Here is a 24636-nt window from a genome sequence, read left to right as displayed (position 1 = left end):
GCCTCAGTTGGCGGCAGAGGCCGTGGCGGTGGCGGGTGCAGCAGCGGTTGCAGGAGCCGATGGCACCGCTGGCATTGCTACAGATTCAGGAGCTGTTTGCGCTTTATTCACGGGCGCCTGAGCCACTTTTGGCTGGTATACCGTCACTTTTTGACCTGGAGACAGCACGTGCACGCCGGTGGCCACCACCTGCATGCCGGGGGTCAGTCCCCCGGCCACCACGGCATCGTTGCCATCGGCCGTGGCGATCTGCACCACCTGCGACTTGACGGTGCTGGTTGCAGGGTCGTATACCCAAACGGCGGTGGACTGGCCCTCTTGCCGCAGCGCGCTGGTGGGCAGCTTGATGGCGGCAATGCCGGCGTGGCTCAGTGCCTTGGGTGTGGCGTACACGGTGGCGCCCAACGCTGGGGCGTCGGCCGCGTCAATGGCGACCTTGACCTGGAAGGTGCGGGTCGCCGCGTCGGCGCTCGCAGCCACCTCGCGCACACGGCCCGTCAGCGTGCTGCCACCCGACCAGCCGCGCACAGCCACCTCGGAGCCCGTCGTGATCTGCGCCACCTTGTCTTCCGGCACGGCAAACACCACGTCGCGCGGGCCATCCTGCGCAATGCGCACCACCGGGGCGCCGGCCGACACCACCTGGCCCGGCTCGGCATCGATACCCGTCACCACGCCCGACACATCCGCCACCAGCGTGGTGTAAGCAGCCTGGTTGCCCTGCGACGACAGCTGGGCACGCGCCTGGTCGAGGGTGGCCTGGGCGGCCTTGAGCGTGGCCTCACGCCGTTCCAGCTCGGCACCGCTGATGAAGTTCTGGTCTTTGAGCGCCTGGTAGCGCTTGAGGTCTGCCGCCGCCAAGTCGCGCTGCGTGGTGGCCGACGCCACCTGCGCGCGCGCTGCGTCAGCCGCCAGCTGGTAGTCCTTGGGGTCCAGTTGCGCCAGCACCTGGCCCGCCTTCACGCGCTGGCCCAACTCTGCCTGGCGCTGCACGATCTTGCCCGCCACCCGAAAGCCCAGGCGCGACTCCACCCGCGCGCGCACCTCGCCTGAATACTCCAGGCTGGACTGCAGCGCGCCCACACCCACCGTCATCAGCTTGACGGAGCGCACGGGCTCCTCGGGCGGCGCGGGACGCGAACAGGCGGCCAGCACGGTAGCGGTGGCCAGCACCAGCAAAAGCCTGGAATGCCGTGAAAAGGGCCGCAGGGCGGAGGATGTGCGCATGGGAAATCCGGTGAAAAAAGAAGGGGCCACAAGGATCAGCAAGCAAAACGCAGGCCGGAGCGCCCGCGCAGCGAAGGTACACCAGGCACCCGCCAATCAGCGACCCGCAGCCATGCAGGGCGCTTGTGAACAGGTGCAGGGGCCAGCCGCCTTGTCCCCCACTTGATTGGCTTTTATGATTACTGACTGACCGGTTAGTAATCTATGAGAAGCCCTTGAGCTTGTCAAGCGACAATCCGGGGTGTGAACGACCGTCCCAGCCCCTCTCCCCACCCCGGCGCAGCCTCCGCGCCACAGCCCACTGCGACTGATGCGGTGGCGCCCCCCGTGACCCATTACGAAAACTTTCCGGTCGCATCCCTGCTGTGCCCGCCCCACCTGCGCCAGCCGATTGCCGCCATCTACGGCTTTGCGCGCACGGCGGACGACATTGCCGACGAAGGCGATGCCCTGCCCGCCGCCCGGCTGGCAGACCTGGCGGCCTACCTGGCCGATCTGCGCGCGATCACCCAGGGCCAGGCACCCTCGCCTCGCTGGGCCAGCGTGTTTTTGCCACTGCAAGGCGTATTGCGCAGCCACCAGCTGCCTGTGCCGCTGCTGGAAGACCTGCTGAGCGCCTTTGCCCAGGACGTGGAAAAAACCCGTGACGGAGAAGGCTACGCCGACCGCGACGAGCTGCTGGACTACTGCCGCCGCTCGGCCAACCCCGTGGGCCGGCTGCTGCTGCACCTGTATGGCGTGCACGACGCCCAGGCGCTGCGCCAGAGCGACGCCATCTGCACCGCGCTGCAGCTCATCAACTTCTGGCAGGACCTGTCCGTGGACATTCCCCGGGGCCGCCACTACCTGCCCCGTGCCGACTGCGCGACCTATGGCGCCTGCCAGTCCGAGCTGCTGGCGCTGCAAAGCACCCGCGAGAACGCCCGCCTGATTGCCGACTGCGCCCACTGGGCCCGCACCACGATGCAGAGCGGCGCCCCCTTGGTGCACCGCCTGCCCGGCCGCGCTGGCTGGGAGCTGCGGCTGGTGGTGCAGGGCGGCCTGCGCATCCTCGACAAGGTCGATGCCCTCAAAGGGGGCAGCCTGCACACCCGGCCCAAGCTCCGTGGGTGGGACTGGTGCGTGATGCTGGGCCGCGCGCTGGTCATGTAAGAAAGATTCATGGGCCGCAAGGCGGGCTCACACACTCGCCCGCCAGAGCACCATGCAGTGCCAAAACGGCCTGTAGCGCTTGATTTACATACGTCACCAGCTATCTAATTAATAGCAAACCACCGAGATAGTCCGCGCCCTTGGTCCGGCCGGGGCAGGGATAGCGAGCATGCCCCGGCCACCGCACCCGGTTAGCCTCGCGGCCACCGTGGCAGGGCGGCGGCCAGCGCCCCACCCTGCCGGCCCGTGCCCGCGCGCCACAAGCGCTGCGGCACTTCTTTTGAGCCAGGGTCACCCCCACCATGTCCGTCAGCGTTTTCGACCTCTTCAAGATCGGCATCGGGCCGTCCAGCTCCCACACTGTGGGCCCCATGATTGCTGCCCGGCAGTTTGCCTGCCATGTGCGCGACACCGTCGGACTGGCGGCCGTGCACCAGGTCACGGTGGAGCTGTTCGGCTCCCTCTCGGCCACCGGCGTGGGCCACGGCACCGACCGCGCCGTGCTGCTCGGCCTGGCCGGGCATGAGCCAGACCATATCGACCCCGACCAGATCGCTCCCGCTATCGCACAGATCCGCCAGAGCGGCACGCTGGCGTTGCTGAGCGCGCACGCCGTGCCGTTTGTCGAAAAGGACCACCTGCTGTTTCGCCGCAAAAGCCTGCCGCTGCACCCCAACGGCATGGCGTTCCATGCACTGGATGCGCAGGGCAACGACATCGCCACGCGCGAGTACTACTCGGTGGGCGGTGGGTTTGTGGTCGATGCAGCGGGCCAGCGGGTGCTCAACACCCCGGCCAGCACGGGCACCGACACCGCCGGCCACGGCCAGGGCCTGCCACACCCGTTCCGCACCGGGGCTGAGCTGCTGGCGCAGTGCCGCGCCACCGGCCTGAGCATGGCCCAGCTCATGGCCGCCAACGAGCAGCACTGGCGCAGCCCGGCTGAGGTGCGGCGCCAGCTGCTGGCCATCTGGCAGACCATGGCAGGCGCCGTGCAGCGCGGCTGCGCCAGTACCGGCACCCTGCCCGGCCCCATGCATGTGCGCCGCCGCGCGGCCGAGCTGCACAAGAACCTGAGCCGCTCGCCCGAGGCCGCGCTGCGCGACCCGCTGTCCATGCTGGACTGGGTGAACCTCTACGCCATGGCCGTGAACGAAGAAAACGCCGCGGGCGGCCGCGTGGTGACGGCCCCTACCAATGGTGCAGCGGGCGTGATCCCGGCCGTGCTGCACTACTACGTCAACTTTTTGCAGGGTCCCATCCCGGCCAACGATGACGGCATTGCCACCTTTTTGCTCACCGCAGGCGCCATCGGCATCATCTACAAGGAGAACGCCTCGCTCTCGGGCGCCGAGGTGGGCTGCCAGGGCGAAGTCGGCGTGGCCTGCTCCATGGCCGCCGGCGCACTGGCCGCCGTGATGGGCGGCACGCCCGAGCAGGTAGAGAACGCCGCCGAGATCGGCATGGAGCACAACCTGGGCATGACCTGCGACCCGGTGGGTGGCCTCGTACAAATCCCCTGCATCGAGCGCAACGCCATGGGCGCAATCAAGGCCATCAACGCCGCCCGCATGGCGCTGCGCGGCGACGGACAGCACGTGGTCTCGCTCGACAAGGTCATCAAGACCATGATGCAGACCGGCGCGGACATGAAGGTGAAATACAAGGAGACATCGCGCGGCGGGCTGGCGGTGAATGTGGTCGAATGCTGAACAGCGCCGCCCACCGGCCTCTATCGCAATCCCTCTCGCACCTCGCTTCGCGGCACGTTTCGTAGCCCACCACCTGCATGCATCTGCCGCCGGACCTGCCCACCCCCTTGCCGCTGGAGCGCTGGCTCAACCGCCCGGGCGCACTGGTGATGCCGCTGGCGCTGCTGGTCGTATTGCTGCTGTTCTTGCAGTGGCCTTTGCGCGACGGGTGGGGCGCGGGGTCCAGCCAGGCCAACGACCTCGCGCAGGTGCTGTTTGCGCTGTATGTGGCCGTGGCCCTGCGCCATGCGGACCGGCGCGGCGCCCACCTGGTCAGCCGCCCCGACCTTGCCCATGCGGGCCGGGGCCCGGTGCGCGCCATGCGCCTTTTGGGCGCACCCCTGGCCGTGCTGCCCTGGGCGGTGTTTGTGTGCATCAACGCCGCGCCCACGGTGTGGCGGTCGGTGCGGGGGCTGGAGAATTTTCCTGAAACCGCCAACCCCGGCTACTTCGCCATCAAGCTGGCCTTGCTGTTGCTGGCCGTGCTGCTGGCCCTGCAAGCACTGGCCGACCTGTGGAGGGCCGTGCACACGCTGCGCACGCCCACTGGCGCACCGGCGGACCCTGCATGAGTCTCATCCCATGAACGCCATCGGCCTGTTGCTGCTGGTGCTGGCCCTGGTGCTGATGATGACCACCGGCTGGGCCACCTACGCCGTGCTGCTGGGCGTCAGCACCCTGGGCGCGGTGGCAGGCCTGGCGCTGGGCGCGTTTGATGGCGCGGTGCTGCGCAGCCTGCCGGAACGCGTGGTGGGCCTGCTCGAACACGACCTGCTGCAGGCGCTGGTGCTGTACGCCGTGGTGGGTGCGCTGCTCAACCACCTGGCACTGGTCAACGGCCTGTACAGCGGGCTGCGCAAGGTGCTAGCGCGCGTGGTGGGGCAACGGGCCGCGCCCGACATGGCGGGCCTGGGCGTGGGCATGCTGATGGCGCCCATGAACGGATCGGTGGGGGCCAGCCTGGTGACCCTGTCGCACACCGCCGGGCAGGCCTGGGCCCACGAAGGCATGCCGCCCGCCCGCCGCACTGCCCTGGTCGCAGTGGCCAGCACGCTGGGCATCATCGTGCCGCCGTCGCTGGTGCTGTTGCTGCTGGGCGATGCCATGCTGCGCGCCCACACCGAGGGCCTGACCCTGGCCACGCAGCTGGGGCTGGCCAGCGCCCACGCAGGCACCCGCATCATCAACACCCAGGACGTGCTGCAGGCCGCCCTGCCCCCCGGTGCGCTGCTGCTGGTGCTGTGGATGGGCGTGACCTGGTGGCTCGCCCAGCGCCGCACTGGCCGCATCGCAGATCAAGGGGCCGCGTCCTCAGCACCCGTGCCGCTGACCTGCGGCGAGCGCTGGACGCTGGGCGTGGTGCCCACGCTCATCGTGGCCCTGCTGGCACTGGTCACCACCGGCCGCGTGCGGGCGGTGGAGGCCGCCGCCACCGCCGGGGTGCTGCTGCTGGTGTGGGGCGTGGCGTCGCGCCAGCTCACGCTGCGGCGGCTGGCACAGGTGCTTGACGACGCCATGGCGCTCACCGGCGCGCTGTTTGCGCTGCTGGTGGCGGCGGTCACGTTCTCGCTGGTGCTGCGCGCCTACGGCACCGATGTGCTGGTGGCCGAATGGATGCGTGCCCTGCAGGGCCAGCCCCTGCTGGCCATGGGGGTGGTGCTGGCCGTGCTGCTGGGCTCGGCGTTTGTGCTGGACGCGTTCGAGCTGATCTTTCTGATCATCCCCATCGTCATGCCCCCTTTGCTGGCGCTGGGGGATGACGCGGCCTGGGTGGCCGCGCTCACCCTGCTGGTGCTGCAGGCGGGGTTCCTGCTGCCGCCGTTGGGCTACGCGCTGGTGCTGTCCCGCGCCCAGGTGGCTCCCCGGCCCGCCATGGGCGCGGTGGCGCGTGCGCTGGCGCCCTACCTGCTCTGCCTGGCCGGCGTGATCGTCCTGGTGATGGCCGTGCCCGCCACCACGCAGTGGCTGCGCAGCACGCCCGCCACGCTGCCCGAGATGTCGATCCAGGGCGACGACCTGGACGCGCTGATGCGCGAGATGTCGCAACCCGAGGCGCCTGCCCCTGCACCCGCCGCCTCACCAATGGCTCCGTGACGCCTCCTCAAAAGCTATCATTTCAATAGCACCAAGGGCATACTGCACTAGCGCACCCGCCCGAAAACACCTCAAACCCCGACAACCGGCCCGCCCCGGTGCGCCATGGGACAATCTCGCCCCATGACACCGCAGCAGTACGTACAGCAAAAAGCCGTGGCCTCGGGCAGCAGCTTCTATTACGCCTTTCTCTTTCTGCCTGCCCCGCGCCGCGCGGCCATCACGGCGTTCTATGCGTTTTGCCGCGAGGTGGACGATGTGGTCGATGAAGTGAGCGACCCGGGCGTGGCCCGCACCAAGCTGGCCTGGTGGCAGGCCGAAGTGACCAAGGCCTACGCGGGCCAGCCCACGCACCCCGTGATGCTGGCGCTGATGCCGCTGGCGGCCGACTACGGCATCGAACAGCGCCACTTGCAGGCCGTGATCGACGGCTGCCAGATGGACCTGGAGCAGACGCGCTACCTCGACTTTGCAGGCCTGCAGGGCTACTGCCACCTGGTGGCGGGCATCGTGGGTGAAGTGGCCGCGCGCATCTTCGGCCAGACCGACCCGCGCACCACCGAATACGCCCACCGGCTGGGCCTGGCGTTCCAGCTCACAAACATCATCCGCGACGTGGGCGAAGACGCCATGCTGGGCCGCATTTACCTGCCCGTCAGCGAGCTGCAGCAGTTCGACGTGAAGGCGCACGAGATCTTGAAGCGCCAGTACTCCGACAGGTTCACCGCCCTCATGCGCTTTCAGGCGGAGCGCGCCCACCGGCTGTACGACGAGGCCTTTGCCCTGCTGCCCGACGCGGACCGCCGCACCCAAAAGCCCGGCCTGATGATGGCCAGCATCTACCGCACCCTGCTGCGCGAGATCGAGCACGAAAACTTCCAGGTGCTGCACCAGCGCATCCGCCTCACGCCGCTGCGCAAGTTCTGGCTGGCCTGGAAGATGCAAGCCCTGGGCAGGATGTAGCCCGGCGTGGCACCGCAGAAAGTCGCCGTCATCGGGGCTGGCTGGGCCGGCATGGCTGCAGCCATCGCTCACCGGCAGGCCGGCCGCCAGGTCACCGTGTTCGAGGCCGCGCGCACGGTGGGCGGCCGCGCCCGCGCCGTGCCGGGCGTGCTGCCCGATGGCACAGCGGCCACGCTGGACAACGGCCAGCACATCCTGATTGGTGCCTACACCGAGAGCCTGCGCCTGATGCGCCTGGTGGGCATGGACCCTGCCACCGCGCTGCTGCGCCTGCCGCTGACCTTGCAGTTCCCCGATGGCCTGGGCCTGCAACTGCCCGACCTGCCCCCGCCGCTGGATGCGCTGCTGGGCATCGCGCGCGCCAAAGGCTGGGGCTGGCAAGACAAGATCGCTCTGCTGCGCACGGCCACGGCCTGGCAGCTGCGCGGCTTTCGCTGCGCGCCCCACACCTCGGTGGCAGACCTGTGCGCCCCGCTCACGCCCCGGCTGATGGCCGAGTTCATCGACCCGCTGTGCGTGTCGGCACTCAACACCCCCGCACGCGAGGCCAGCGGCCAGGTGTTTTTGCGGGTGCTGCAGGACAGCCTGTTCAGCGGGCGTGGCGGCTCCAACCTGCTGCTGCCCCGCACCGACCTGGGCGCGCTGTTCCCCGAGGCTGCGGGGCGCTGGCTGGTGCAGCAAGGTGGCCAGGTGGTGGTCACCGGCCAACGCATCCAGCGGCTCGTGCCCCTGCCCAGCGGACGATGGCAGTTAGCGGGGACTGGGGGTGCGGCGCAAGGCTCAGAAGCAACCGAAGCCTTCGACCACATCACTCTGGCCTGCCCGTCGTGGGAGGCCGCGCGCTTGGTCGATGGCCTTGCCAGCACGGCGGGTCTGGCTGCTGCCGCCCGCTGGAGCGCCACCGCCAATGCCTTGCGGTTTGAGGCCATCACCACCGTTTACGCCCACGCCAGCGGCGCACAACTACCCCAGCCCATGCTGGCGCTGCACAACACGGCAGAGCACCCGGCACAGTTCGTGTTCGACCGGGGCCAGCTTGACGGCCAGCAGGGCTTGCTGGCCTTTGTGGTGAGCGCCAGCGACGGCGACCGGGCACTCATCGAGCAGCAGGTGCTGCAGCAAGCCGCCGCGCAGCTGGGCCTGCCCGGCCTGCGCCCCGTGCAGACCGTGGTCGAAAAGCGCGCCACGTTTGCGTGCACCCCCGGCCTGCAGCGGCCTGCCATGCAGGTGCTGCCGGGGCTGACGGCCTGCGGCGACTATGTGGACGGGCCCTATCCGGCGACGCTGGAAGGCGCGGTACTTAGCGGCACCGCCGTGGCGGCCTGCGCGGCAGCCGGCTGACCCCACGCCGCCAGGGCCTGCGGGCCACCCCCGGGTAACTACCAAGCCCGCTGACAGCATTCCGAAAGCACGGCCCGGGCACCATGGGGCCACACGCATACCGCATGCGCCTTGTTCGCCTTTGGGCCCTTTGGCCTTTCGGCCTATTGTTTTGACGGAGACACCCCCATGCTTTCACACGAACACCCCGCCCTCTGGTCCCCCACCCGCCGCCACCTGCTGGGAGCCAGCGGCGCCTTGGCCCTGGGCGGCCTGCTGCCCACCGGTGCATCGGCCCAGGCGGCCTGGCCCTCCAAGTCGGTGCGGTTTGTGGTGCCGTTCGCTCCGGGCGGCAGCTCGGAGATCGTGGCCCGCTCCACCGCTGCCGAGCTGGGCAAGACGCTGGGCCAGAGCGTGTATGTGGACAACAAGCCGGGCGCCGCAGGCAACATCGCCATGGGTGAAGTGGCGCGCTCCGACGACCAGCACACGCTGATCCTGGGCCACATCGGCACACTGGCCGTCAACCCCTTCATCTTCGACAAGCTGCCCTACGACGCCAACAAGGACTTCAAGCCCGTGAGCCTGCTGGCCAAGGTGCCCAGCCTGTACGTGGTGCACCCCGACGTGCCCGCCAAGAACCTCAAGGAGTTCATCGCCTACGCCAAGAAGAACCCGGCCAAGCTCAGCTATGGCTCGGCGGGCAACGGCAGCGCAGGCCACCTGGCGTTTGAATACCTCAAGATGACCGCCGAGATCTTCATGCTGCACGTGCCCTACCGTGGCACCGGCCCCATGATGACCGACCTGCTCTCGGGCCGCCTTGATGCCGCTGCCGTGGGCGCTGCCGCCCTGCTGCCTTTCATCAAGGCCGGCAAGGTGCGCTGCATTGCCACCGGATCGGCCAAGCGCCTGCCCCAGCTGCCCGACGTGGCCACGGTGGCCGAACAGGGCTTTCCGGGCTTTGAGATGACGCAGTGGTACGGCATGCTGGCGCCCGCCAACCTGGCCCCGGCCAACCTCGACAAGCTGGCGGCCGAGACCGCCAAGGCCGTCAAGGCCCCCGGCTCGCTGGAGCGCCTGAACGCGGACGCGGCTGAGGCCATTGGCGGCACGCCCGCGCAGTTTGCGCAGTTCATTGCGTCTGAACAGGAGCGCTGGAAGAAGGTGCTGCTGCGCGCGAAGGTGAAGCCAGACTAACCCCCTGAGCCGCTTCGCGTCTTCCCACGAGGGGGACGCCACCGCTGGTCTGGCAAAGCCAGTTCCACGGTGGCTCTGGCTTGGGTCTCGCCAGTTGCAAACGCCTGGGACGCAAAGAAATATCAGCGAACGGCATTAGCATCCCAGCCATGCGCATCCTTCTGGCCGAAGACGACCACAACCTGGGCACCTGGCTCAGCCGTGCGCTGGAGCATGCGGGCATTCAGGTCGAATGGGTGAACGATGGCCGCCTGGCCGACCGCGCGCTGCAGCAGCACGACAACTACGACGCACTGGTGCTGGACCTGGGCCTGCCCGGGCTGGACGGGCAGGCGGTGCTGCAGCGCTTGCGCGACCGCGACCAGCGCCTGCCCGCGCTGATCCTGACGGCACGTGATTCGCTGGACGAGCGCGTGCGCTCGCTCAACGCGGGGGCCGACGACTTTCTGGCCAAGCCCTTCGAGCTGGCCGAGCTGGAGGCACGCCTGCACGCCCTGGTGCGCCGCGCGCGTGGCAACGAGCACCAGCGCCAGGCCTGCGGTGCGCTGGTATACGACAGCGCCCGCAAGCAGTTCACCCTGCGCGGCGAGCCCCTGGCCCTGTCGCCGCGCGAACATGCCGTGCTGCGCGTGCTGGTGCAGCGCAGTGGCGAGCCGTTTTCCAAGCAGCAGATCCTGGACCGCGTGTTCACCGACGATGACGATGTGCACCCCGAAGCCGTGGAGGTGTTTGTGCACCGCCTGCGCAAGCGGCTGGATGGCAGTGGTGTGCGCATCACCACGCTGCGCGGCCTGGGCTATGCGCTAGAGGCAGACTGAACGATGGGCCTGACCGCACGACTGCGCCGCGCCAGCCTGTGGCGGCTGCTGGCCATGCTGCTGCTGCCGCTGCTGGCCATGGTGACGGGCGTAGAGCTTTGGATGACACGGCACGATGCGCTGGAGGCTGCCAACGCGGCCTACGACCGCTCGCTGCTCGGCGCGCTCAAGTCCATCGACGCCAACATCTCCACCGCCTCGGGCGGCCTGTCGGCCGAGCTGCCGTACAGCATGCTCGAATTCTTTGAACTCACGGCCAGCGGCAACGTGTACTTTCGCGTGGCGTCGTCCGACGGGCTGGTGGAGCTGGGCAATGCCGACCTGCCCCTGCCGGCCGGCGCGCTGGAGCCCGGCGTGCCGCGCTTTTATGACGCCACCTACTTTGGCGAATCCGTGCGGCTGGCCGCCTACCGCCGCGCGCTGGACCGCGCAGAACCCGCATCCACCGTGCTGGTGCAGGTGGCTGAAAGCACCCGGTCGCGCCAAGACTTCACCGACCGCTTTGTGCGCCGCGCGGTGCAGCGCGATGCGCTGGTGCTGGCCCTGATGGTGCTGGGCACAGCAGCGCTGCTGGCCGTAGCGTTGCGCCCGCTGACGCGGCTGGCGCGCGAGGTGCAGGCGCGCAGCGGCGACGACATGACCCCGCTGGCATCCCACGACCTGCCCGCCGACATCCGCCCGCTGGTGGACGCGGTCAACCAACAGATGGCGCGCACGCAAGACCTGGTGGCACAGCAGCGGCAGTTTCTGGACGATGCCTCGCACCAGTTGCGCACCCACCTCACCACGCTGCAGATGCAGATCGACTACGCGCGCCGCGAAGGCGACAGCACGCAGGTGCAGCACACGCTGGCCGCCATTGGGGGCGAAATCGCCCGCGCCACGCGCAGCACACAGCAACTGCTGGCACTGGGCCGCAGCGACACGGCGGCGGTGGAGCTGACGCCTTTCGACCTGGCCGCGCTGCTGCGCACAGTGGCGCTGGAACTGCTGCCCCAGGCGCGCGCCAAGCAGATCGACTTTGGCATCCATACGCCCGCCGCTGGCATCGAGGCGGTGGGCGACAGTGGCCTGCTGCGCGAGGCCCTGACCAATCTGGCGGCCAACGCCATCGCCTACACCCCTGCGCAGGGCACTGTCACCGTGTCGGCTGCGGGTGACAGCCTGGGCTGGAGCATCAGCGTGGAGGACAACGGCCCCGGCCTGCCCGCCGAGGAGCGCGACGCCCTGGGCCAGCGCTACCGGAGGGGCTCGCAAGCCACGGCGGGCGGGTCGGGCCTGGGGCTGGCGATTGCGCGGTCGATTGCCGAGCGGCACCGGGGCAGCCTGCGGCTGCAGGCGCGCGCCGAGGGGCCGGGGCTTCTGGCGATACTCTGGTGGCCCCGCGCCTGACGCAGCCCGCTGAACCACTGAAACTCCACGCCCCATGCCGCAGCCCTTGCCCGCCACGCACCGCCTGCTGACCGCGCCTTGCAGCCGCCGCCAGCTGCTGCAGACGTTCGCAGCCGCTGCCAGCGCTGGCGCGGGCCTGGCTCCTTTGCCGGCGGCGGCCGACGCATCCCGTGAACCGGCGGAGTGCATTGCACCCTCACGCCCCGGCGGCGGATTTGACCTGACCTGTGGTCTGGCCTCGCAAGCGCTGCAAGCCGTGCGCCCTGGCCGCACGCCGCTGCGCACCCGCTACCTTCCCGGTGGCATTGGTGCGGTGGCGTTTGACCAGGTGGCCACGGGCCGCCTGGGAGGGGCCGGCACGCTGGTGGCGTTCTCCAGCGGCTCGCTGCTCAACCTGGCGCAGGGCCGCTTCGGCCCGCACCCGGTGAGCGCCGTGCGCTGGATTGCAACGCTGGGCAATGACTACGGCGTGGTGGCCGTGCACCGCGACGCTCCCTACCAGCGCCTGCAGGACGTGGTCACCGCATTGCAAAAAGATTCGGGCCGCGTGGTGTTTGGTGCCGGCGGCACGCTGGGCAGCCAGGACTGGGTGAAGGCTGCGCTGCTGGTGCGCGCGGCGGGGCAAGACCACAAGCGCATGCGTTTTGTGTCGTTTGAGGGCGGTGGAGAAGCGCTCAAGGCGCTGGGCGGCCGCCACATCGACATCTTCACCGGGGACGCGGCCGAGGCCACCCGGGCCGCTGCGGAAGGCCTGCCGGTGCGCATCCTGGCGGTGCTGGCCCCCGCGCGGTTGCCCGGTACCCTGGCCGCCCTGCCCACCGCGCGCGAGCAAGGCATTGACCTGCAATGGACCACCGTGCGTGGCCTCTACATGGCCGCCAGCGTGCCCGACGCCGTCGCCCACGCCTGGACGACTGCCTTGCAGGAAGCGCAGGCGGCACCCGGCTATGCCGCCCTGTGCGCCCGCCATGGGCTGTACCCCTTTGCGCTCAGTGGCGCCGCCCTGGACGACTATGTGCAGCGCAGCCTGGCCGACTATCGCCGCCTGGCGCAGGACCTGGGGCTGCGGTCCTGGCCGCGTTGAGCTGCGCCACGCACCACCTCGACTCTACGCCGGCAACACGCCAGCACCATGCAGTCCCGGCAACCCGGCGGGCCGGTCATCGGCAGGCAGCACCGCCATGCGGCGCTCGGCCTCGGCATCTACCGCTGCAGGCAAAGAGGACTGAGCCACATAGGCCGTCAAGGTGTTGCGCCATTCTTCGTTCGATGCGTCCATGGCACGCCGCATGCGTGCCAGCAGCCAACCGGCCGCCCCCACCGTCAAGGCCAGCATCGTCAGCAGCCCGTACACCAGGGACGCCGGGAAATGCCCTGCATTCAGTTGCTCCACGCGGGCCAGCAATGCGAGCGTGGCCTGATGGTCCTGCTCGGCCTGCTCGCGCATGCGGTCCACTTCCACCTGCAAGGCCTGCATGCGCGCGCTGGCAGTCCCCGCGCCGTCCAGCGCGTTGACCTCTGGGGTTGCAGCCGCTAGCGGCGTCAGCGCCGCACCGTCGGACGGAGCCCCTTCGCCCGAGGCGGGCGGCGTGACCAGCGCGGTCAACGGCTCCATCACCAGCCGGGGCTTGGCCGGGCCGGGCGCAGCGGTTGCCGCAGCCGGAGCCACCGAGGCGGCGGACGATGCCGACGCCTGTGCGGGGGGCGCTGCTGCGGTCTCGGGCGCCATGCTGGGCGCGGCACTGGGTGGTTCCTGGGGCGCGGGCTGCGTCACGCGGGTCGTACTGGCCACCACCGTTGCGTCAGGGGGCGGGGTGCGCACGGCGGGAGCCCCAGCAGACTTTGCAGCCACCCTTGTGCTCTTGCGGGTCACCCGGCTGGCGGACAACACCTTGCGCGGCCGCGAGGGTACCCTTGCGGTTGCAGAAGATGCTTCTCCGGCACCCACCCCACCCGCTCGCGAGGGGGAGACCTCTGCCAGGGGCACCTCCCAGGGAATCGCCACCGGCCTCAGCCCCGCTGCCACGGTGGCGGGCAGGTCCGCCAGAAAGGTGTATTCGCGCGTCACCCGGCCCGTGCAATGGACGGAGACCTGGGCGGTCAGCACCGGCTCGTCGGCCAAGTGGGAGGACTGCACCCGCAGCACCGGGTTGCGCTCTTGGTCGCCCGGCCGCACGCTCACCTGGACACGCCCTGCCGGCACAGCCACATCGCCGGACACCAGCCGCACTTGCGGGCACAAGGCGTCTACCGACATGCCTGGGTCCAGCTGGACTTCAAAGCCCAGGTCGATGGGCTGCCCCAGCCACACCTTGCCTTGCGGCGCGCCCAGGGACAGGGCTTCGGCCCCCTCGGCCAGCAGCCCCAGCAGGGCGACGATCAGGGAGTTACGCAGCATCACAACCACCTCCTGCCATTGCAATTAGTTTCTACATGAAACAAAACACAACGGAAAGAAATGAATGCGCAGGCCTCAGTGCCAAGCCCCGCAAAGCGCGCAATCTAGAGCGCGGGGCATTGAGCAGCAGGCCGCCTAGGCGGCTATCGCTCCAGCCACCACTGGATCACCACCTTGGCCAGGAAACCCAGAAAACCCACGCCCAGCCCCAGGAAGATCACGAACGTACCAAAGCGTCCGGCCTTCGATTCCCACGCCAGCTGCCCGATGATGAACAGCATGTAGGCAATGAACGCCCCCACCCCGTAGGTAAGGAAGAAGCCCGAGATCTGCGCCTCGGTAAATCCAAAAATCACGATGTCCCTCCAGGCCGACGCACAGAGGCATTCGGTACAGCGGGGGCCACCAGGTCACGCTCGGGCAGGCTGGATGCATCCACCAGGTCGCGGTAAGCATGCCAGCTGGCGTGGCCCAGCATGGGCATCACAGCGATCAGGCCCAGCAGCAGCGATCCCAGGCCCAGCAAGGTAAAGCCCAGGATGATGGCAGCCCAGAACGCCATCGGCAGCGGGTTGGTGATGACCGCCTGCCAGCCGGTGAGCACGGCCTGCAGCAACGTGGCGCGGCGATCCAGCAGCAGCGGCATGGCCACCACGCTGGATGCAAAAATGGGCGCGGCCATCAGGCTGCCCAGCGCCAGCCAGATTTCAAACAACCAGCCGTCCCGCGCCATGACCACATGGCGCAGAAAGTCGAGCGGCGTCTCGATGGGCACGGGCGCCAGCAGCGTAATGAGCGCCGCCGAGGTCATGACCCAGCCCGAGGCGGCCAGCGCCAGCAGCGCCCCGAACTGCAGCATGCACCAGTAGTCTCTGCCCCATTTGTTCACATGGCTGTTCTGCCAGTTGAGCCAGGTCTTGAGCACCACGCCCAGGTTGGCGGCCTCGCCGCGCTCGAGCGCTCGGCTCAGCGCATACAGGCTGGTGGCCAACACCGGCGCCACCACCAGAAAGCCCGACAGAGCCCCCGCCAGCAGCCAGAAGCGGTGGTGGGCCACTGCAAAGATGGCGGCCCCAAACAGTGTGAGTGCCAGGCCATGCGCAAAACTGATCCAGCCTGCCCGCGCCATGTCGCGCCAGGCCAGCACCAGCCAGGTCATGGGCTGCATCAGGCCGATAGTGCGGATGGCGGGCAATGGAGGGGGAGTACGCGGCATGGTGGGATGGGTCGCTGAGCGACGATGGAGTGTGACCTGATCGGGCCGCAGCTTCAACCGCCGCGCACCCAAACCTTGACCTGAGGCAAGAAACCGAACCCAGTAGAACCCGTCAGGCCAACAGCCGACACAGCGCGGTAAGGCTGTCCACCGTGGCATGGGGCGGTGTGTCGTCGTGCGGCCAGGGGTGTTTGGCACTGTTGATCCACACCGCCTGCATGCCCGCGTTCAGCGCGCCCTGCGCATCCAGCGTGGCGTCGTCGCCCACGTGCAGCACCTCGTGGGGCAGCACATCCACGGCCGTGGCGGCCGCATGGAAGATGCGCACATCGGGCTTGGCGATGCCAAAGTCCGACGCGCTGATGCTGTGGCGAAAGTAGTGGCCGATGCCGATGCGGTGGATATCGGCATTGCCGTTGGACACCGCCACCACCGGGTAGCGCGCTGACAAGAAAGCCAGCGTGTCGTGTGCATCGTCAAACAGCTCCACCCGCTGCCGCTCGGCAAAGAACAAATCAAACGCCGGTTCAGCCAGCGCGGGCTCGTCACCGGCCTGCGTCAGCGCCAGCCGGATGGACTCGCGCCGCAGCGCGCTCAGGTCACCCTTCAGGTCAGGGCGCAGGGTCACCATCTGGTTGCGGATCGCGCGCAGTGCCTCGGTGTCCGAGAACAATGCCGCCGTGGCGGGCGCGTGGTGGGTCAGCCAGTCCAGCAGCACACTCTCAGCCCGCGTGATGGTGGGCCAGATGGGCCAGAGCGTGTCGTCCAGATCGATGGAGATGGCGCGGATGCGGGAGGTGTCCAGAGAGGGATTTGGCACAGGGCGCACCTGAAGGATGAAGGCGAAAAAAGAGGCCCCGGCGATGCACCGGGGCGAGGGCCGCAAAGCATACCGCAGGCCTTTGCGCCGTGCACTGCGTTCAACCGGGGTCTGTAGCGCCCGCAGGCCCCAGCGACGATCCGCGCACCACCAGCAGGCCCGGCAGCAGGCTCTCGCGTGCAGGGCCTTCCAGGCCGTTGATGCGCTCCAGCAGGCACTGCGCCGCGCGTTGTCCGATGGCATCGGTGGGCTGGGCCACCGCGCTCAGGCCAGGCCGGATCAGCGACGCCCATTCAGGGTCGTCAAAGCCCACAAAACCCAGCTGTTGTCCAAACGTCCACCCCATGCGCGACACGGCCGCAGCCACTCGCAGCGTGACCACCGAATTGCCCGCCACCACCGCGCAGCGCTCGCCGGGCCGGGCCTGCCGCAGCAGATCGGTGAGTGCCTGGTCCAGCACCTCGTCGCCCTGCTCCGCCGCCAGCTCCAGCACCGTGCCGCGCACCGCCGAGCGTTTGGACGACACCAGCGCTCGAAAGGCCTCCGTGCGCTCGATGCGGGAACTCACACCCAGCAAGGGTTGGGTGATGTAGAGCAGACGCTGCCAGCCTTGCTGCTGCAGGTGGGCACAGGCTTCGCGCATGGCGCCCTGGTTGTCCAGCGAGACGAAGTCTGCCGCCAGCCCGGCGTGGCGCCGGTCCACCAGCACGGCGGGCTTGCCGTGCAAGGTGTTCACATCCGCCTGCCCCTCGCCCTGCCCCAGCGTATTGAGGATGAAACCGTCCACCTGGTAGCTGGCCAGCGCATCGATGGCCGCACGCTCGCGTTCGCGGTCATTGCCCAGGTTGAACAGCATGACCAGGTAGCCCGCGTCCTGGCAGGCCTTCTCGGCGCCGCGCAACACGGCCACCGAATAGGGGTTGGTGATGTCGGCCACCACCAGGCCTATGAGCCGCGAGCGGCCATGGCTCAGCGCCTGGGCCATGGGGCTGGGCACGTAGGCCAGCTTGGCGATGGCTGCCTCTACCCGTGCCGCAATATCGGGGCTGAGCAGGCGTTCACGGTGGTTGAAGTAGCGCGACACCGTGGCCTTGGACACACCGGCCTCCGCCGCCACATCGGCGATGGTGGGGCGGGCGCGGGGCGTGGCGGAGGATGCGGGTGTCGGCGGGCTCATGCGGGTACGTACACGGCGGCGGGCCGTTCGCCCGCCAGGGCCTGCAGCAGGTTGGTGGTGGCCAGCGCGGCCATGGCATGGCGCGTTTCGTGCGTGGCCGAGCCGATGTGGGGCAGCGGGGTCACGCGCGGGTGGGGGCGCAGGGGCGACGCTAACGGCAGCGGCTCGGTGGCAAACACATCGAGCCCCGCTGCGCGCAGCGGGCCATGGTCCAACGCGTGCAGCAGGTCTTGTTCCACCACCGTGGCACCCCGGCCGCCGTTGATGAAGATGGCGCCGGGCTTCATGGCCGCAAACAGTTCGGCGTTGACCATGCCCCGCGTGCTGTCGGACAAGGGCAACATGGCCACCACAAAGTCTGATTGCGCCAGCAGCGCGGGCAGCGGCGTGTGGATGGCCTTGCCCTGCAGCTCAGGGGCCTGGGTCGCCAGGTCCACCGGGCGGCGGGCGTGGTACATCACCGGCATGCCAAACCCCAGTGCGGCGCGGCGCGCCAGGGCCTGGCCAATGCGGCCAAATCCGAGCAGGCCCAGCGTCTTGCCATGCACATCGCTGCCAAACAGGTCTTCTCCAATGTTCTTGGTCCACCGGCCCTCGCGCACCAGCTGCGACAGCTCCACCAGCCTGCGGCTGGTGGCCATGAGGAGGGCAAACACCGAGTCTGCCACTGTTTCGTCGAGCACTCCGGGGGTGTGACACAGCATGATGCCGCGCGCCTGCAGCACGTCCAGAGCGTAGTTGTCCACGCCCACCGAAATGCTGGACACCACCTGCAGCCGGGGCGCACGTGCCACCACGGCGGCATCGATGGGAAAGCTGGAGCCGATGAGCCCGTGCGCCAGTGCCAGCGCGGCGTCAAACCGCGCACGTTCATCGGGCTTTCGCGGGTCGGCCACGGTCACATCGTGCACGGCGGTCAGCCGCGCGAGCTGGTCGGGCGGCAGCTCGCGAAACACCAGCACTTGCTTGCGCGCTGGGCTTGTGCTGCCGTCTGTTGAAGGTAGCGGCAGGCTCACAGGCCCGCCTCCTGCAACTGGGCGCGGGTGGGCAGCCCCTCGGTGTCGCCCAGCACCTGCACGGCGCGGGCACCAATCCAGGCGCCACGGCGCACGGCGGCGGGCACGGTCAAGCCTTCCAGCAGCGCGCTGATCACGCCCACTGCAAAGCCGTCGCCCGCGCCCACGGTGTCCACCACCTGGGCCACGGGCACGCCGGGCACGCGGCCGGTGCCGGCCACGTCGCTGTCGTAGTACGCGCCCTCGGGCCCGAGCTTGACCACCACCAGCTTGGCGCCGCGCTCACGGTAAAAGCGTGCCACGCCCTCTGGAGTGGTTTCGCCGGTCAAAAACACGCCCTCTTCCATGCCCGGCAGCACCCAGTCGGCATAGGTGGCCAGGGTGTTGATCCAGTGGCGCATGGTCTCGGGCGACGACCACAGCGTGGGACGCAGGTTGGGGTCGAACGAGATGGTGCGGCCTGCAGCGCGCATCACCTCCAGCGTGCGGATGGCGGCCTGCAGGCTGGTGTCGGAGATGGCGGCAAACACGCCTGTGGCATGCAGGTGGCGTGCGGACTGCAGCCAGGGCTCGTCCACATCGGCGGGGCCCATCTGGCTGGCGGCGGAGCCCTTGCGGTGGTATTCGACCTGCGGGTCGCGGCCATCGATCACTCGCTCCTTGAACTGGAAGCCCGTGCGCTGTGTGGCATCGCACACCACGTGCGAGCAATCAATGCCCTCGCCCTGCATGGCGGCCAGCAGCGCGCGGCCCATCGAATCGGTGCCCAGGCGGCTGGCCCAGCCTACCTTCAGGCCCAGGCGCGCCAGGCCAATGGCCACATTGGTCTCGGCCCCGGCTGTGCGCTTGTGAAAGCCGGTGGCGTTCTCCAGCGGACCGGGCTCGTTGGCCACCAGCAGCAGCATGGCCTCGCCAAACAGTGCGACGTCAAAAGCCGGGGCGGTCATGCGGCCTCCCGTGCAGCGCGGATAAAGGCCACCTGTTCGCGCGTGACCGCCACCAGGTCGTCACCCACCAGCGGGTATTCAATGGCATGCGGCACATCGGCTGGCAAGGCACGCAACACGGCGCGCCAGGGCGCCACCGAATCGGCCAGCGGCACCGCCACCCACTTGGCGGGCAGGCGCTGCACGCCCTTGCAGTGCACATAGCGCACATAGGGTGCCAGTGCCTGCGCGGCCTGCAGCGGGCATTCGCCCTGCCAGTGCCAGTTGCCCATGTCAAAGGTCATGCCCAGATCGAGCCCCACCTGCGCCTGGGTTGCAAAAAAGGCCTGCATGGCCGCCAGCGTGCCAGCGGTGGCGGTCTGGTCGTTCTCGATCACCAGCTCCACCTGCGGGGCGGCCTGCAGCAGGGCCTGGAGGCGGTGCAGCGAGGCATGCGACGGCGAGCCAAAGCCGCCAATCGACATCTTCAGGCGTGGCGCGCGCAGCACCTGCGCGGCCTGCACGCCACGCGCAAGGGCTGCTTCATCCAGCGCGCCCTGCGGGGTCCACAGGCCTTCAGGGCTGGAGTACACCGCTGCCCGGCCTGCCAGTGCGGGCAGCTCGGTGACTGCGTCGCGCAGCAGTTCGCCACGCACCTCCACGCCGTCCGCACCCGCTTGCTGGGCCAGGTCGGTGCACCACAGCTGGCCGTGGCGACCGGTTTCGGCCGCGCCGAATGAGGACAGGGAAATCAATACCTTCATGTGTTTCTTTCAGGCTCCGCCCACCAGGGCAGAGGCCATCAACCGCACGACCTGCCAGGTCTCAATGTGCGTGGTGGGAAGTCAGGATCTGGCCCAGGAACTGCCGCGTCTTGTCGTGCTGCGGCTGGCCAAAGAACTGCTGAGGCGGCGCCTGCTCCAGGATCTTGCCGTCGGCCATGAAGATCACCCGGTCGGCCACGCTGCGGGCAAAGCCCATCTCGTGTGTCACGCACAGCATGGTCATGCCGTCTTCGGCCAGGCTGATCATGGTGTCCAGCACTTCCTTGACCATCTCGGGGTCGAGCGCCGAAGTGGGCTCGTCAAACAGCATCACCTTGGGCGCCATGCACAGCGCCCGCGCAATGGCCACGCGCTGCTGCTGCCCGCCCGACAGCTGGCTCGGGTGCTTGTGCGCCTGCTCGGGGATTCGCACGCGGGTCAGGTACTTCATGGCCACTTCTTCGGCCTGCGCCTTGCTCATGCCGCGCGACCGCATGGGGGCCAGCGTGCAGTTTTCCAGAATGGTCAGGTGCGGGAACAGGTTGAATTGCTGGAACACCATGCCCACTTCAGCGCGCACGGCGTCCACGTTCTTGCCGCCTGCGGTCAGGTCAATGCCATCAACCTCGATGCGGCCCTTTTGCACCGTCTCCAGCCGGTTGATGCAGCGAATCAGCGTGGACTTGCCCGAGCCCGATGGCCCGCAGATCACGATGCGCTCGCCGGGCCGCACCGACAGGTTGATGTCGGTGAGCACCTGGAAGCTGTCGTACCACTTGTTGACCCCTTCCATGCGGATGATCGGCGGTGTGCCGGGGGCGGTCGTGACTGCGTCGCTCATCAATGGCTCCTTATCGTTCAGGCCGGCTTACTGCAGCTTGGGCAGGTCGGCGCCCAGCCACTTTTGGTACAGCTTGTTCAGCTCGCCATTGGCGGTGTTGCGGGCCACAAAGTCGTTCACGGCCTTGGTCAGCTCGTCCTGGCCGGGGCGCAGGGCAATGCCCATGGCTTGCTGCAGCAGGTTGAACTTGTTCTCAAACGTGTTGGCGGGCACGCGCTTGGCGATCTGCGCGGCCACGGTGACCGAGCAGCCAATCGCATCGACCTGGCCCGAGATCAGGGCCTGCATGGCCGATGCGTCGTCGTCAAAGCGGCGGATTTCGGTGCCCTCGGGCGCGGCCTTGGTCACGGCCACGTCTTGGGTGCTGGCACGGGCCACGCCCACGCGCACGGTCTTCAGGTCGGCAGCGCTCTTGATGTTGGCGCCGGTCTTGCCGTACAGCACGATGGTGGCGGCCGCATAAGGCTGCGAGAACTGCACCTGCTTGGCACGCTCGGGCGTGATGGCCAGCGAGGCCACCAGCACATCGACCTTGTTGGTCAGCAAAAACGGAATGCGGTTGGGGCCGGTGACGGGCACGATGTTGGCCTTCACGCCCAGGTCCTTGGCCAGCAGCTTGGCCACGTCGGCGTCGTAGCCATCGGGCTGGTTTTGTGCGTTGGTGGTGCCGTAGGGCGGAAAGTCCACCAGCATGCCGATGGTGATCTCACCCTTCTTCTTGATGTCGGCCACGGACTGTGCCGAGGCCAGCGGCGCAAACGCCGTGAGGGCGGCGCCCAGGCCCAAGGCGGCCAAAGCGGCGGTGGCGGTGCGGCGTTGCAAAGAAAAAGTCATCGCATGTCTCCTGGTGGTTGGTGTGAACGAGAACAGAAAGAAAAAAGAGGGTTGCGGCGCGTGGGTCAGCGCGCCAGAGCACGGGCGCGCTTGCGCTCCATGCGTGCGGCCAGCAGCGACAGCGGCCAGCAGATCACGAAGTACAGCGCGGCCACGGTGGTGAACACATGCAGCGGCTGAAACGTGGCGTTGTTGATGATCTGCCCCGCCCGCGTGATCTCGGTGAAGCCGATGATGGCGGCCAGCGACGTGCCCTTGATGATCTGCACCATGTAGCCCACCGTGGGCGGTAGTGCAATCTTGAAAGCCTGGGGCAGCACCACAAACCGCATGCGGGCCACGTACTTGAGGTTCAGCGCCTGGGCGGCTTCCCACTGGCCGCGTGGCACCGCCTCGATGCACCCGCGCCAGATTTCAGCCAGAAAGGCCGCGCTGTTGAGCACCAGCGCCACGCCCGCTGCCACCCAGGGGTTGATGTCAAACCCCAGCACCGGCGCGCCAAAAAAGATTAGGAACAGCTGCAGCAGCAGCGGCGTGCCCTGGAACACCTGGATGAACACGCGCGCCGCATTGCGCGCCGCCGCATTCTCTGAGGTGCGCGACAGCGCCACCACCAGCCCCAGCAGCGCACCGCCGACGAAGGCAATGGCCGACAGCGCCAGCGTCCACTGCGCGGCCTGCACGATGAATAAAAACTCGGAGAGTCCGAAGGTACGCATGGTCGGTCTCCTTATCGGCGGTCGGGGTAGTTAAGGACGCGCTGATAGATCAGCTTGAACAGCGCCGAGAAACTCAGCGCCAGCGCCAAGTAGATGGCCGTCACCACGATGTAGATCTCGAAGCTGCGGAAGGTCTGCGACTGCAGGTTGGCCGCCACCGAGGTCAGGTCGTCCGCCGAGATGACCGACACCACAGCCGAGCTGAGCATCAACAAGATGAACTGGCTGGTGAGCGCCGGGTAGATGGCCTTGAGCGCGGGCTTGAGGATGACAAACCGGAAGATCTCCCACGGCTTGAGGTTGAGCGCCTTGCCCGCCTCGATCTGCCCCTTGGGAATGGACTCAATACCCGCCCGCACGATCTCGGCCGCGTAGGCCCCCAGGTTCACCACCATGGCGGTGAGCGCCGCCGTGTAAGGCGACCAGCGCAGGCCGATGGACGGCAGCGCAAAGAAGAAGAAAAACAGCTGCACCAGAAACGGCGTGTTGCGGATGACCTCGATGTAGGCGTTGATCAGAAACCGCAGCCAGCCCGGCCCGCCGGTCTTGCCCCAGGCGCAAAAGATGGCCACCACCAGCCCCAGCAAAGTGGCGGTGAGGGACAACTGCACGGTGATCCACGTGCCCTTGAGCAGCAAGGGCCACGCGGCAAACACGGCATCGAACTGGAACTGGTAATTCACGGTGGACAGTCGTTATTCCAAAGTGGCGCCAGTTTATGAAACCGGTTTCATAACCACATCAGGGAATACCCGATGCACCCCAAAAAGGGGCTAACAACGCATGAAGACGCTGTATCCCGCTCTGGTCTCACAGGCAGTGGTGCGCCAGGCCGCAAATAGGCTCCCGGCCCGCACTGGCTCGGCGCGTGGGTGAAAATGCCGCATGCCTTCCTTCCACCCCGAACCCCCTTTCACCCACGGCCAGGCCGACCGCACTGCCGTGCTGCTGTGCAACCTGGGCACGCCCGACGAACCCACGGCCCCCGCCGTGCGCCGGTATCTGGCGCAGTTTCTGGGTGACCACCGCGTGGTGGAGATCCCCAAGCTGCTGTGGATGCCCATCCTGCACGGCATCATCCTGCGCACCCGCCCGGCCAAGTCGGCCGCCAAATACGCCAGCATCTGGACGCCTGAGGGCTCGCCCCTGGCGCACTGGACGGCCAAGCAGGCCACGCTGCTGCGCGGCTGGCTGGGTGAGGCAGGCCACGCGGTGCTGGTGCGCCACGCCATGCGCTACGGCAACCCGTCCATCGCCAGCCAGCTCGATGCCCTCAAGGCCGAAGGCGCCACGCGCATCCTCATCCTGCCGCTGTACCCGCAATACTCCGCCACCACCACCGCCAGCGTGTTTGACGCTGTCTACACCTGGGCCGCTGCCACCCGCAACGTGCCCGAGCTGCGGTTTGTGAACCACTACCACGACGCCCCCGGCTACATCGACGCCCTGGCCCGCACCATCGAAACGCACTGGAAGCACCATGGCCAACCCGACCAGTTGGTGATGAGCTTTCATGGCGTGCCCGAGCGCACCCTGCACTTGGGCGACCCCTACCACTGCGAGGCCCGCAAAACCGGCCGCCTGCTGGCCGAGCGCCTGGGTCTGCGCGAGGAGCGCTACCGCATCACCTTCCAGTCGCGCTTTGGCAAGGCCAAGTGGCTGGAGCCCTACACCCAGCCCACCATCGAGGCGCTGGGCAAGGCGGGAACGCGGCGGGTGGACGTGGTGTGCCCCGGCTTCACCAGCGACTGCCTGGAGACGCTGGAAGAAATCAACATGGAAGTGCGCGAGGCGTTTTTGCACGCAGGCGGAAAAGAGTTTCACTACATCCCCTGCCTGAATGACAACAGCCACTGGATCACCGCGCTGAGCCGCGTGGCCCAGCAGCATCTGGCGGGCTGGCCCACCGAAGCCCCCACCGCCGCCGCACTGGCCGATGCGCGCAGCCACGCGCTGGCCGGTGGTGCGCCCGCCGGGGTATGCCCGGTTGCGCATTGATGCAGTTGCC

24 protein-coding genes are annotated in these 24636 nt (G+C 68.3%); 11 read left to right on the top strand and 13 right to left on the bottom strand.

The window, feature by feature from the left end; genetic code table 11:
• Window positions 1–3: 3 nt before the first annotated feature.
• Window positions 4–1227, bottom strand: coding sequence for an efflux RND transporter periplasmic adaptor subunit (locus tag DNK89_RS17155; protein WP_110961317.1), 1224 nt, complete (start codon window positions 1225–1227; stop codon window positions 4–6).
• 327 nt (window positions 1228–1554) lie between these two features.
• Here DNK89_RS17155 and hpnC point away from each other — a divergent pair, with 327 nt between their 5' ends.
• The 10 genes from hpnC (at window position 1555) to DNK89_RS17105 (ending at window position 13001) form a co-directional block, all read left to right on the top strand.
• On the top strand, window positions 1555–2379 hold the full coding sequence (gene hpnC / locus DNK89_RS17150) for a squalene synthase HpnC (protein ID WP_238990846.1): 825 nt from the start codon (window positions 1555–1557) through the stop codon (window positions 2377–2379).
• Window positions 2380–2681: 302 nt separating this feature from the next.
• Window positions 2682–4091, top strand: a complete 1410-nt coding sequence (locus tag DNK89_RS17145) for an L-serine ammonia-lyase (RefSeq protein WP_110961097.1) — start codon at window positions 2682–2684, stop codon at window positions 4089–4091.
• Between the two features lie 77 nt (window positions 4092–4168).
• Entirely contained in the window at window positions 4169–4702 is a 534-nt protein-coding gene (locus DNK89_RS17140; protein WP_110961096.1) for a C4-dicarboxylate ABC transporter substrate-binding protein, read from the top strand.
• 10 nt (window positions 4703–4712) lie between these two features.
• Entirely contained in the window at window positions 4713–6224 is a 1512-nt protein-coding gene (locus DNK89_RS17135) for a TRAP transporter large permease subunit (protein ID WP_110961095.1), read from the top strand.
• Between the two features lie 123 nt (window positions 6225–6347).
• Complete coding sequence (gene hpnD / locus DNK89_RS17130; RefSeq protein WP_110961094.1) at window positions 6348–7187, top strand: presqualene diphosphate synthase HpnD; 840 nt, start codon at window positions 6348–6350, stop codon at window positions 7185–7187.
• A 51-nt stretch (window positions 7188–7238) separates the two neighbouring features.
• The gene (hpnE, locus tag DNK89_RS17125) at window positions 7239–8528 is read left to right on the top strand and encodes a hydroxysqualene dehydroxylase HpnE (RefSeq protein ID WP_238990872.1); all 1290 of its coding nucleotides are present in this window, start codon (window positions 7239–7241) and stop codon (window positions 8526–8528) included.
• A 168-nt stretch (window positions 8529–8696) separates the two neighbouring features.
• Entirely contained in the window at window positions 8697–9707 is a 1011-nt protein-coding gene (locus DNK89_RS17120; RefSeq protein ID WP_060984257.1) for a tripartite tricarboxylate transporter substrate binding protein, read from the top strand.
• A gap of 149 nt (window positions 9708–9856) precedes the next feature.
• On the top strand, window positions 9857–10525 hold the full coding sequence (locus tag DNK89_RS17115; RefSeq protein ID WP_015014896.1) for a response regulator: 669 nt from the start codon (window positions 9857–9859) through the stop codon (window positions 10523–10525).
• A gap of 3 nt (window positions 10526–10528) precedes the next feature.
• On the top strand, window positions 10529–11917 hold the full coding sequence (locus DNK89_RS17110) for a sensor histidine kinase (protein WP_110961092.1): 1389 nt from the start codon (window positions 10529–10531) through the stop codon (window positions 11915–11917).
• 34 nt (window positions 11918–11951) lie between these two features.
• Window positions 11952–13001, top strand: coding sequence for a tripartite tricarboxylate transporter substrate-binding protein (locus DNK89_RS17105; protein WP_110961091.1), 1050 nt, complete (start codon window positions 11952–11954; stop codon window positions 12999–13001).
• Between the two features lie 24 nt (window positions 13002–13025).
• Here the strand turns inward: DNK89_RS17105 and DNK89_RS17100 are convergent, their stop codons facing one another.
• From DNK89_RS17100 to DNK89_RS17045, 12 genes are all read right to left on the bottom strand, one after another.
• Entirely contained in the window at window positions 13026–14315 is a 1290-nt protein-coding gene (locus tag DNK89_RS17100) for a FimV family protein (protein WP_110961090.1), read from the bottom strand.
• Window positions 14316–14458: 143 nt separating this feature from the next.
• Window positions 14459–14671, bottom strand: a complete 213-nt coding sequence (locus tag DNK89_RS17095; RefSeq protein WP_110961089.1) for a DUF2788 domain-containing protein — start codon at window positions 14669–14671, stop codon at window positions 14459–14461.
• Window positions 14668–15531 (bottom strand): DUF2189 domain-containing protein, encoded by an 864-nt coding sequence (locus tag DNK89_RS17090; RefSeq protein WP_110961088.1) that lies wholly within the window; start codon window positions 15529–15531, stop codon window positions 14668–14670. Before DNK89_RS17090 ends, DNK89_RS17095 begins: the two co-directional genes overlap by 4 nt.
• A gap of 112 nt (window positions 15532–15643) precedes the next feature.
• Window positions 15644–16351: an HAD-IA family hydrolase gene (locus tag DNK89_RS17085; RefSeq protein WP_110961316.1), complete on the bottom strand. Its 708-nt coding sequence runs from the start codon at window positions 16349–16351 to the stop codon at window positions 15644–15646.
• Window positions 16352–16451: 100 nt separating this feature from the next.
• The gene (locus DNK89_RS17080; RefSeq protein ID WP_110961087.1) at window positions 16452–17528 is read right to left on the bottom strand and encodes a LacI family DNA-binding transcriptional regulator; all 1077 of its coding nucleotides are present in this window, start codon (window positions 17526–17528) and stop codon (window positions 16452–16454) included.
• Window positions 17525–18544 (bottom strand): D-glycerate dehydrogenase, encoded by a 1020-nt coding sequence (locus DNK89_RS17075; RefSeq protein WP_110961086.1) that lies wholly within the window; start codon window positions 18542–18544, stop codon window positions 17525–17527. The genes DNK89_RS17080 and DNK89_RS17075 overlap by 4 nt, the downstream gene beginning before the upstream one ends.
• A complete protein-coding gene (locus tag DNK89_RS17070; RefSeq protein ID WP_110961085.1) occupies window positions 18541–19491 on the bottom strand; it encodes a sugar kinase in 951 nt (316 codons plus the stop codon). Before DNK89_RS17070 ends, DNK89_RS17075 begins: the two co-directional genes overlap by 4 nt.
• Entirely contained in the window at window positions 19488–20234 is a 747-nt protein-coding gene (locus tag DNK89_RS17065) for a sugar phosphate isomerase/epimerase (protein WP_110961084.1), read from the bottom strand. The genes DNK89_RS17070 and DNK89_RS17065 overlap by 4 nt, the downstream gene beginning before the upstream one ends.
• Window positions 20235–20295: 61 nt before the next feature.
• The gene (locus DNK89_RS17060; protein ID WP_060984970.1) at window positions 20296–21075 is read right to left on the bottom strand and encodes an amino acid ABC transporter ATP-binding protein; all 780 of its coding nucleotides are present in this window, start codon (window positions 21073–21075) and stop codon (window positions 20296–20298) included.
• Window positions 21076–21102: 27 nt separating this feature from the next.
• Window positions 21103–21909 carry a transporter substrate-binding domain-containing protein gene (locus tag DNK89_RS17055; RefSeq protein WP_015014908.1) on the bottom strand — a complete coding sequence of 269 codons (807 nt, stop codon included), beginning with the start codon at window positions 21907–21909 and terminating at the stop codon, window positions 21103–21105.
• 65 nt (window positions 21910–21974) lie between these two features.
• Window positions 21975–22628, bottom strand: a complete 654-nt coding sequence (locus tag DNK89_RS17050) for an amino acid ABC transporter permease (protein WP_015014909.1) — start codon at window positions 22626–22628, stop codon at window positions 21975–21977.
• An 11-nt stretch (window positions 22629–22639) separates the two neighbouring features.
• Entirely contained in the window at window positions 22640–23311 is a 672-nt protein-coding gene (locus DNK89_RS17045; RefSeq protein WP_015014910.1) for an amino acid ABC transporter permease, read from the bottom strand.
• A 202-nt stretch (window positions 23312–23513) separates the two neighbouring features.
• Between DNK89_RS17045 and hemH the strand changes: the two genes are divergently transcribed.
• A complete protein-coding gene (gene hemH, locus DNK89_RS17040) occupies window positions 23514–24626 on the top strand; it encodes a ferrochelatase (RefSeq protein WP_060984968.1) in 1113 nt (370 codons plus the stop codon).
• Window positions 24627–24636: the final 10 nt, after the last annotated feature.

It is taken from the genome of Acidovorax sp. ST3 (assembly GCF_003231145.1).
Taxonomy (GTDB): domain Bacteria; phylum Pseudomonadota; class Gammaproteobacteria; order Burkholderiales; family Burkholderiaceae_C; genus Acidovorax.
The sequence above is the reverse complement of the archived record's forward strand: the minus strand, read 5'-3'. Positions and strand labels throughout refer to the sequence as shown.

Coding starts and splice junctions, on each gene's coding strand:
- DNK89_RS17155 (WP_110961317.1), bottom strand. CDS start 1,227: ATGCGCACATCCTCCGCCCTGCGGCCCTTTTCACGGCATTCCAGGCTT.
- DNK89_RS17145 (WP_110961097.1), top strand. CDS start 2,682: ATGTCCGTCAGCGTTTTCGACCTCTTCAAGATCGGCATCGGGCCGTCC.
- DNK89_RS17140 (WP_110961096.1), top strand. CDS start 4,169: ATGCATCTGCCGCCGGACCTGCCCACCCCCTTGCCGCTGGAGCGCTGG.
- DNK89_RS17135 (WP_110961095.1), top strand. CDS start 4,713: ATGAACGCCATCGGCCTGTTGCTGCTGGTGCTGGCCCTGGTGCTGATG.
- hpnD (WP_110961094.1), top strand. CDS start 6,348: ATGACACCGCAGCAGTACGTACAGCAAAAAGCCGTGGCCTCGGGCAGC.
- hpnE (WP_238990872.1), top strand. CDS start 7,239: ATGGCTGCAGCCATCGCTCACCGGCAGGCCGGCCGCCAGGTCACCGTG.
- DNK89_RS17120 (WP_060984257.1), top strand. CDS start 8,697: ATGCTTTCACACGAACACCCCGCCCTCTGGTCCCCCACCCGCCGCCAC.
- DNK89_RS17115 (WP_015014896.1), top strand. CDS start 9,857: ATGCGCATCCTTCTGGCCGAAGACGACCACAACCTGGGCACCTGGCTC.
- DNK89_RS17110 (WP_110961092.1), top strand. CDS start 10,529: ATGGGCCTGACCGCACGACTGCGCCGCGCCAGCCTGTGGCGGCTGCTG.
- DNK89_RS17105 (WP_110961091.1), top strand. CDS start 11,952: ATGCCGCAGCCCTTGCCCGCCACGCACCGCCTGCTGACCGCGCCTTGC.
- DNK89_RS17100 (WP_110961090.1), bottom strand. CDS start 14,315: ATGCTGCGTAACTCCCTGATCGTCGCCCTGCTGGGGCTGCTGGCCGAG.
- DNK89_RS17090 (WP_110961088.1), bottom strand. CDS start 15,531: ATGCCGCGTACTCCCCCTCCATTGCCCGCCATCCGCACTATCGGCCTG.
- DNK89_RS17080 (WP_110961087.1), bottom strand. CDS start 17,528: ATGAGCCCGCCGACACCCGCATCCTCCGCCACGCCCCGCGCCCGCCCC.
- DNK89_RS17070 (WP_110961085.1), bottom strand. CDS start 19,491: ATGACCGCCCCGGCTTTTGACGTCGCACTGTTTGGCGAGGCCATGCTG.
- DNK89_RS17065 (WP_110961084.1), bottom strand. CDS start 20,234: ATGAAGGTATTGATTTCCCTGTCCTCATTCGGCGCGGCCGAAACCGGT.
- DNK89_RS17060 (WP_060984970.1), bottom strand. CDS start 21,075: ATGAGCGACGCAGTCACGACCGCCCCCGGCACACCGCCGATCATCCGC.
- DNK89_RS17055 (WP_015014908.1), bottom strand. CDS start 21,909: ATGACTTTTTCTTTGCAACGCCGCACCGCCACCGCCGCTTTGGCCGCC.
- DNK89_RS17050 (WP_015014909.1), bottom strand. CDS start 22,628: ATGCGTACCTTCGGACTCTCCGAGTTTTTATTCATCGTGCAGGCCGCG.
- hemH (WP_060984968.1), top strand. CDS start 23,514: ATGCCTTCCTTCCACCCCGAACCCCCTTTCACCCACGGCCAGGCCGAC.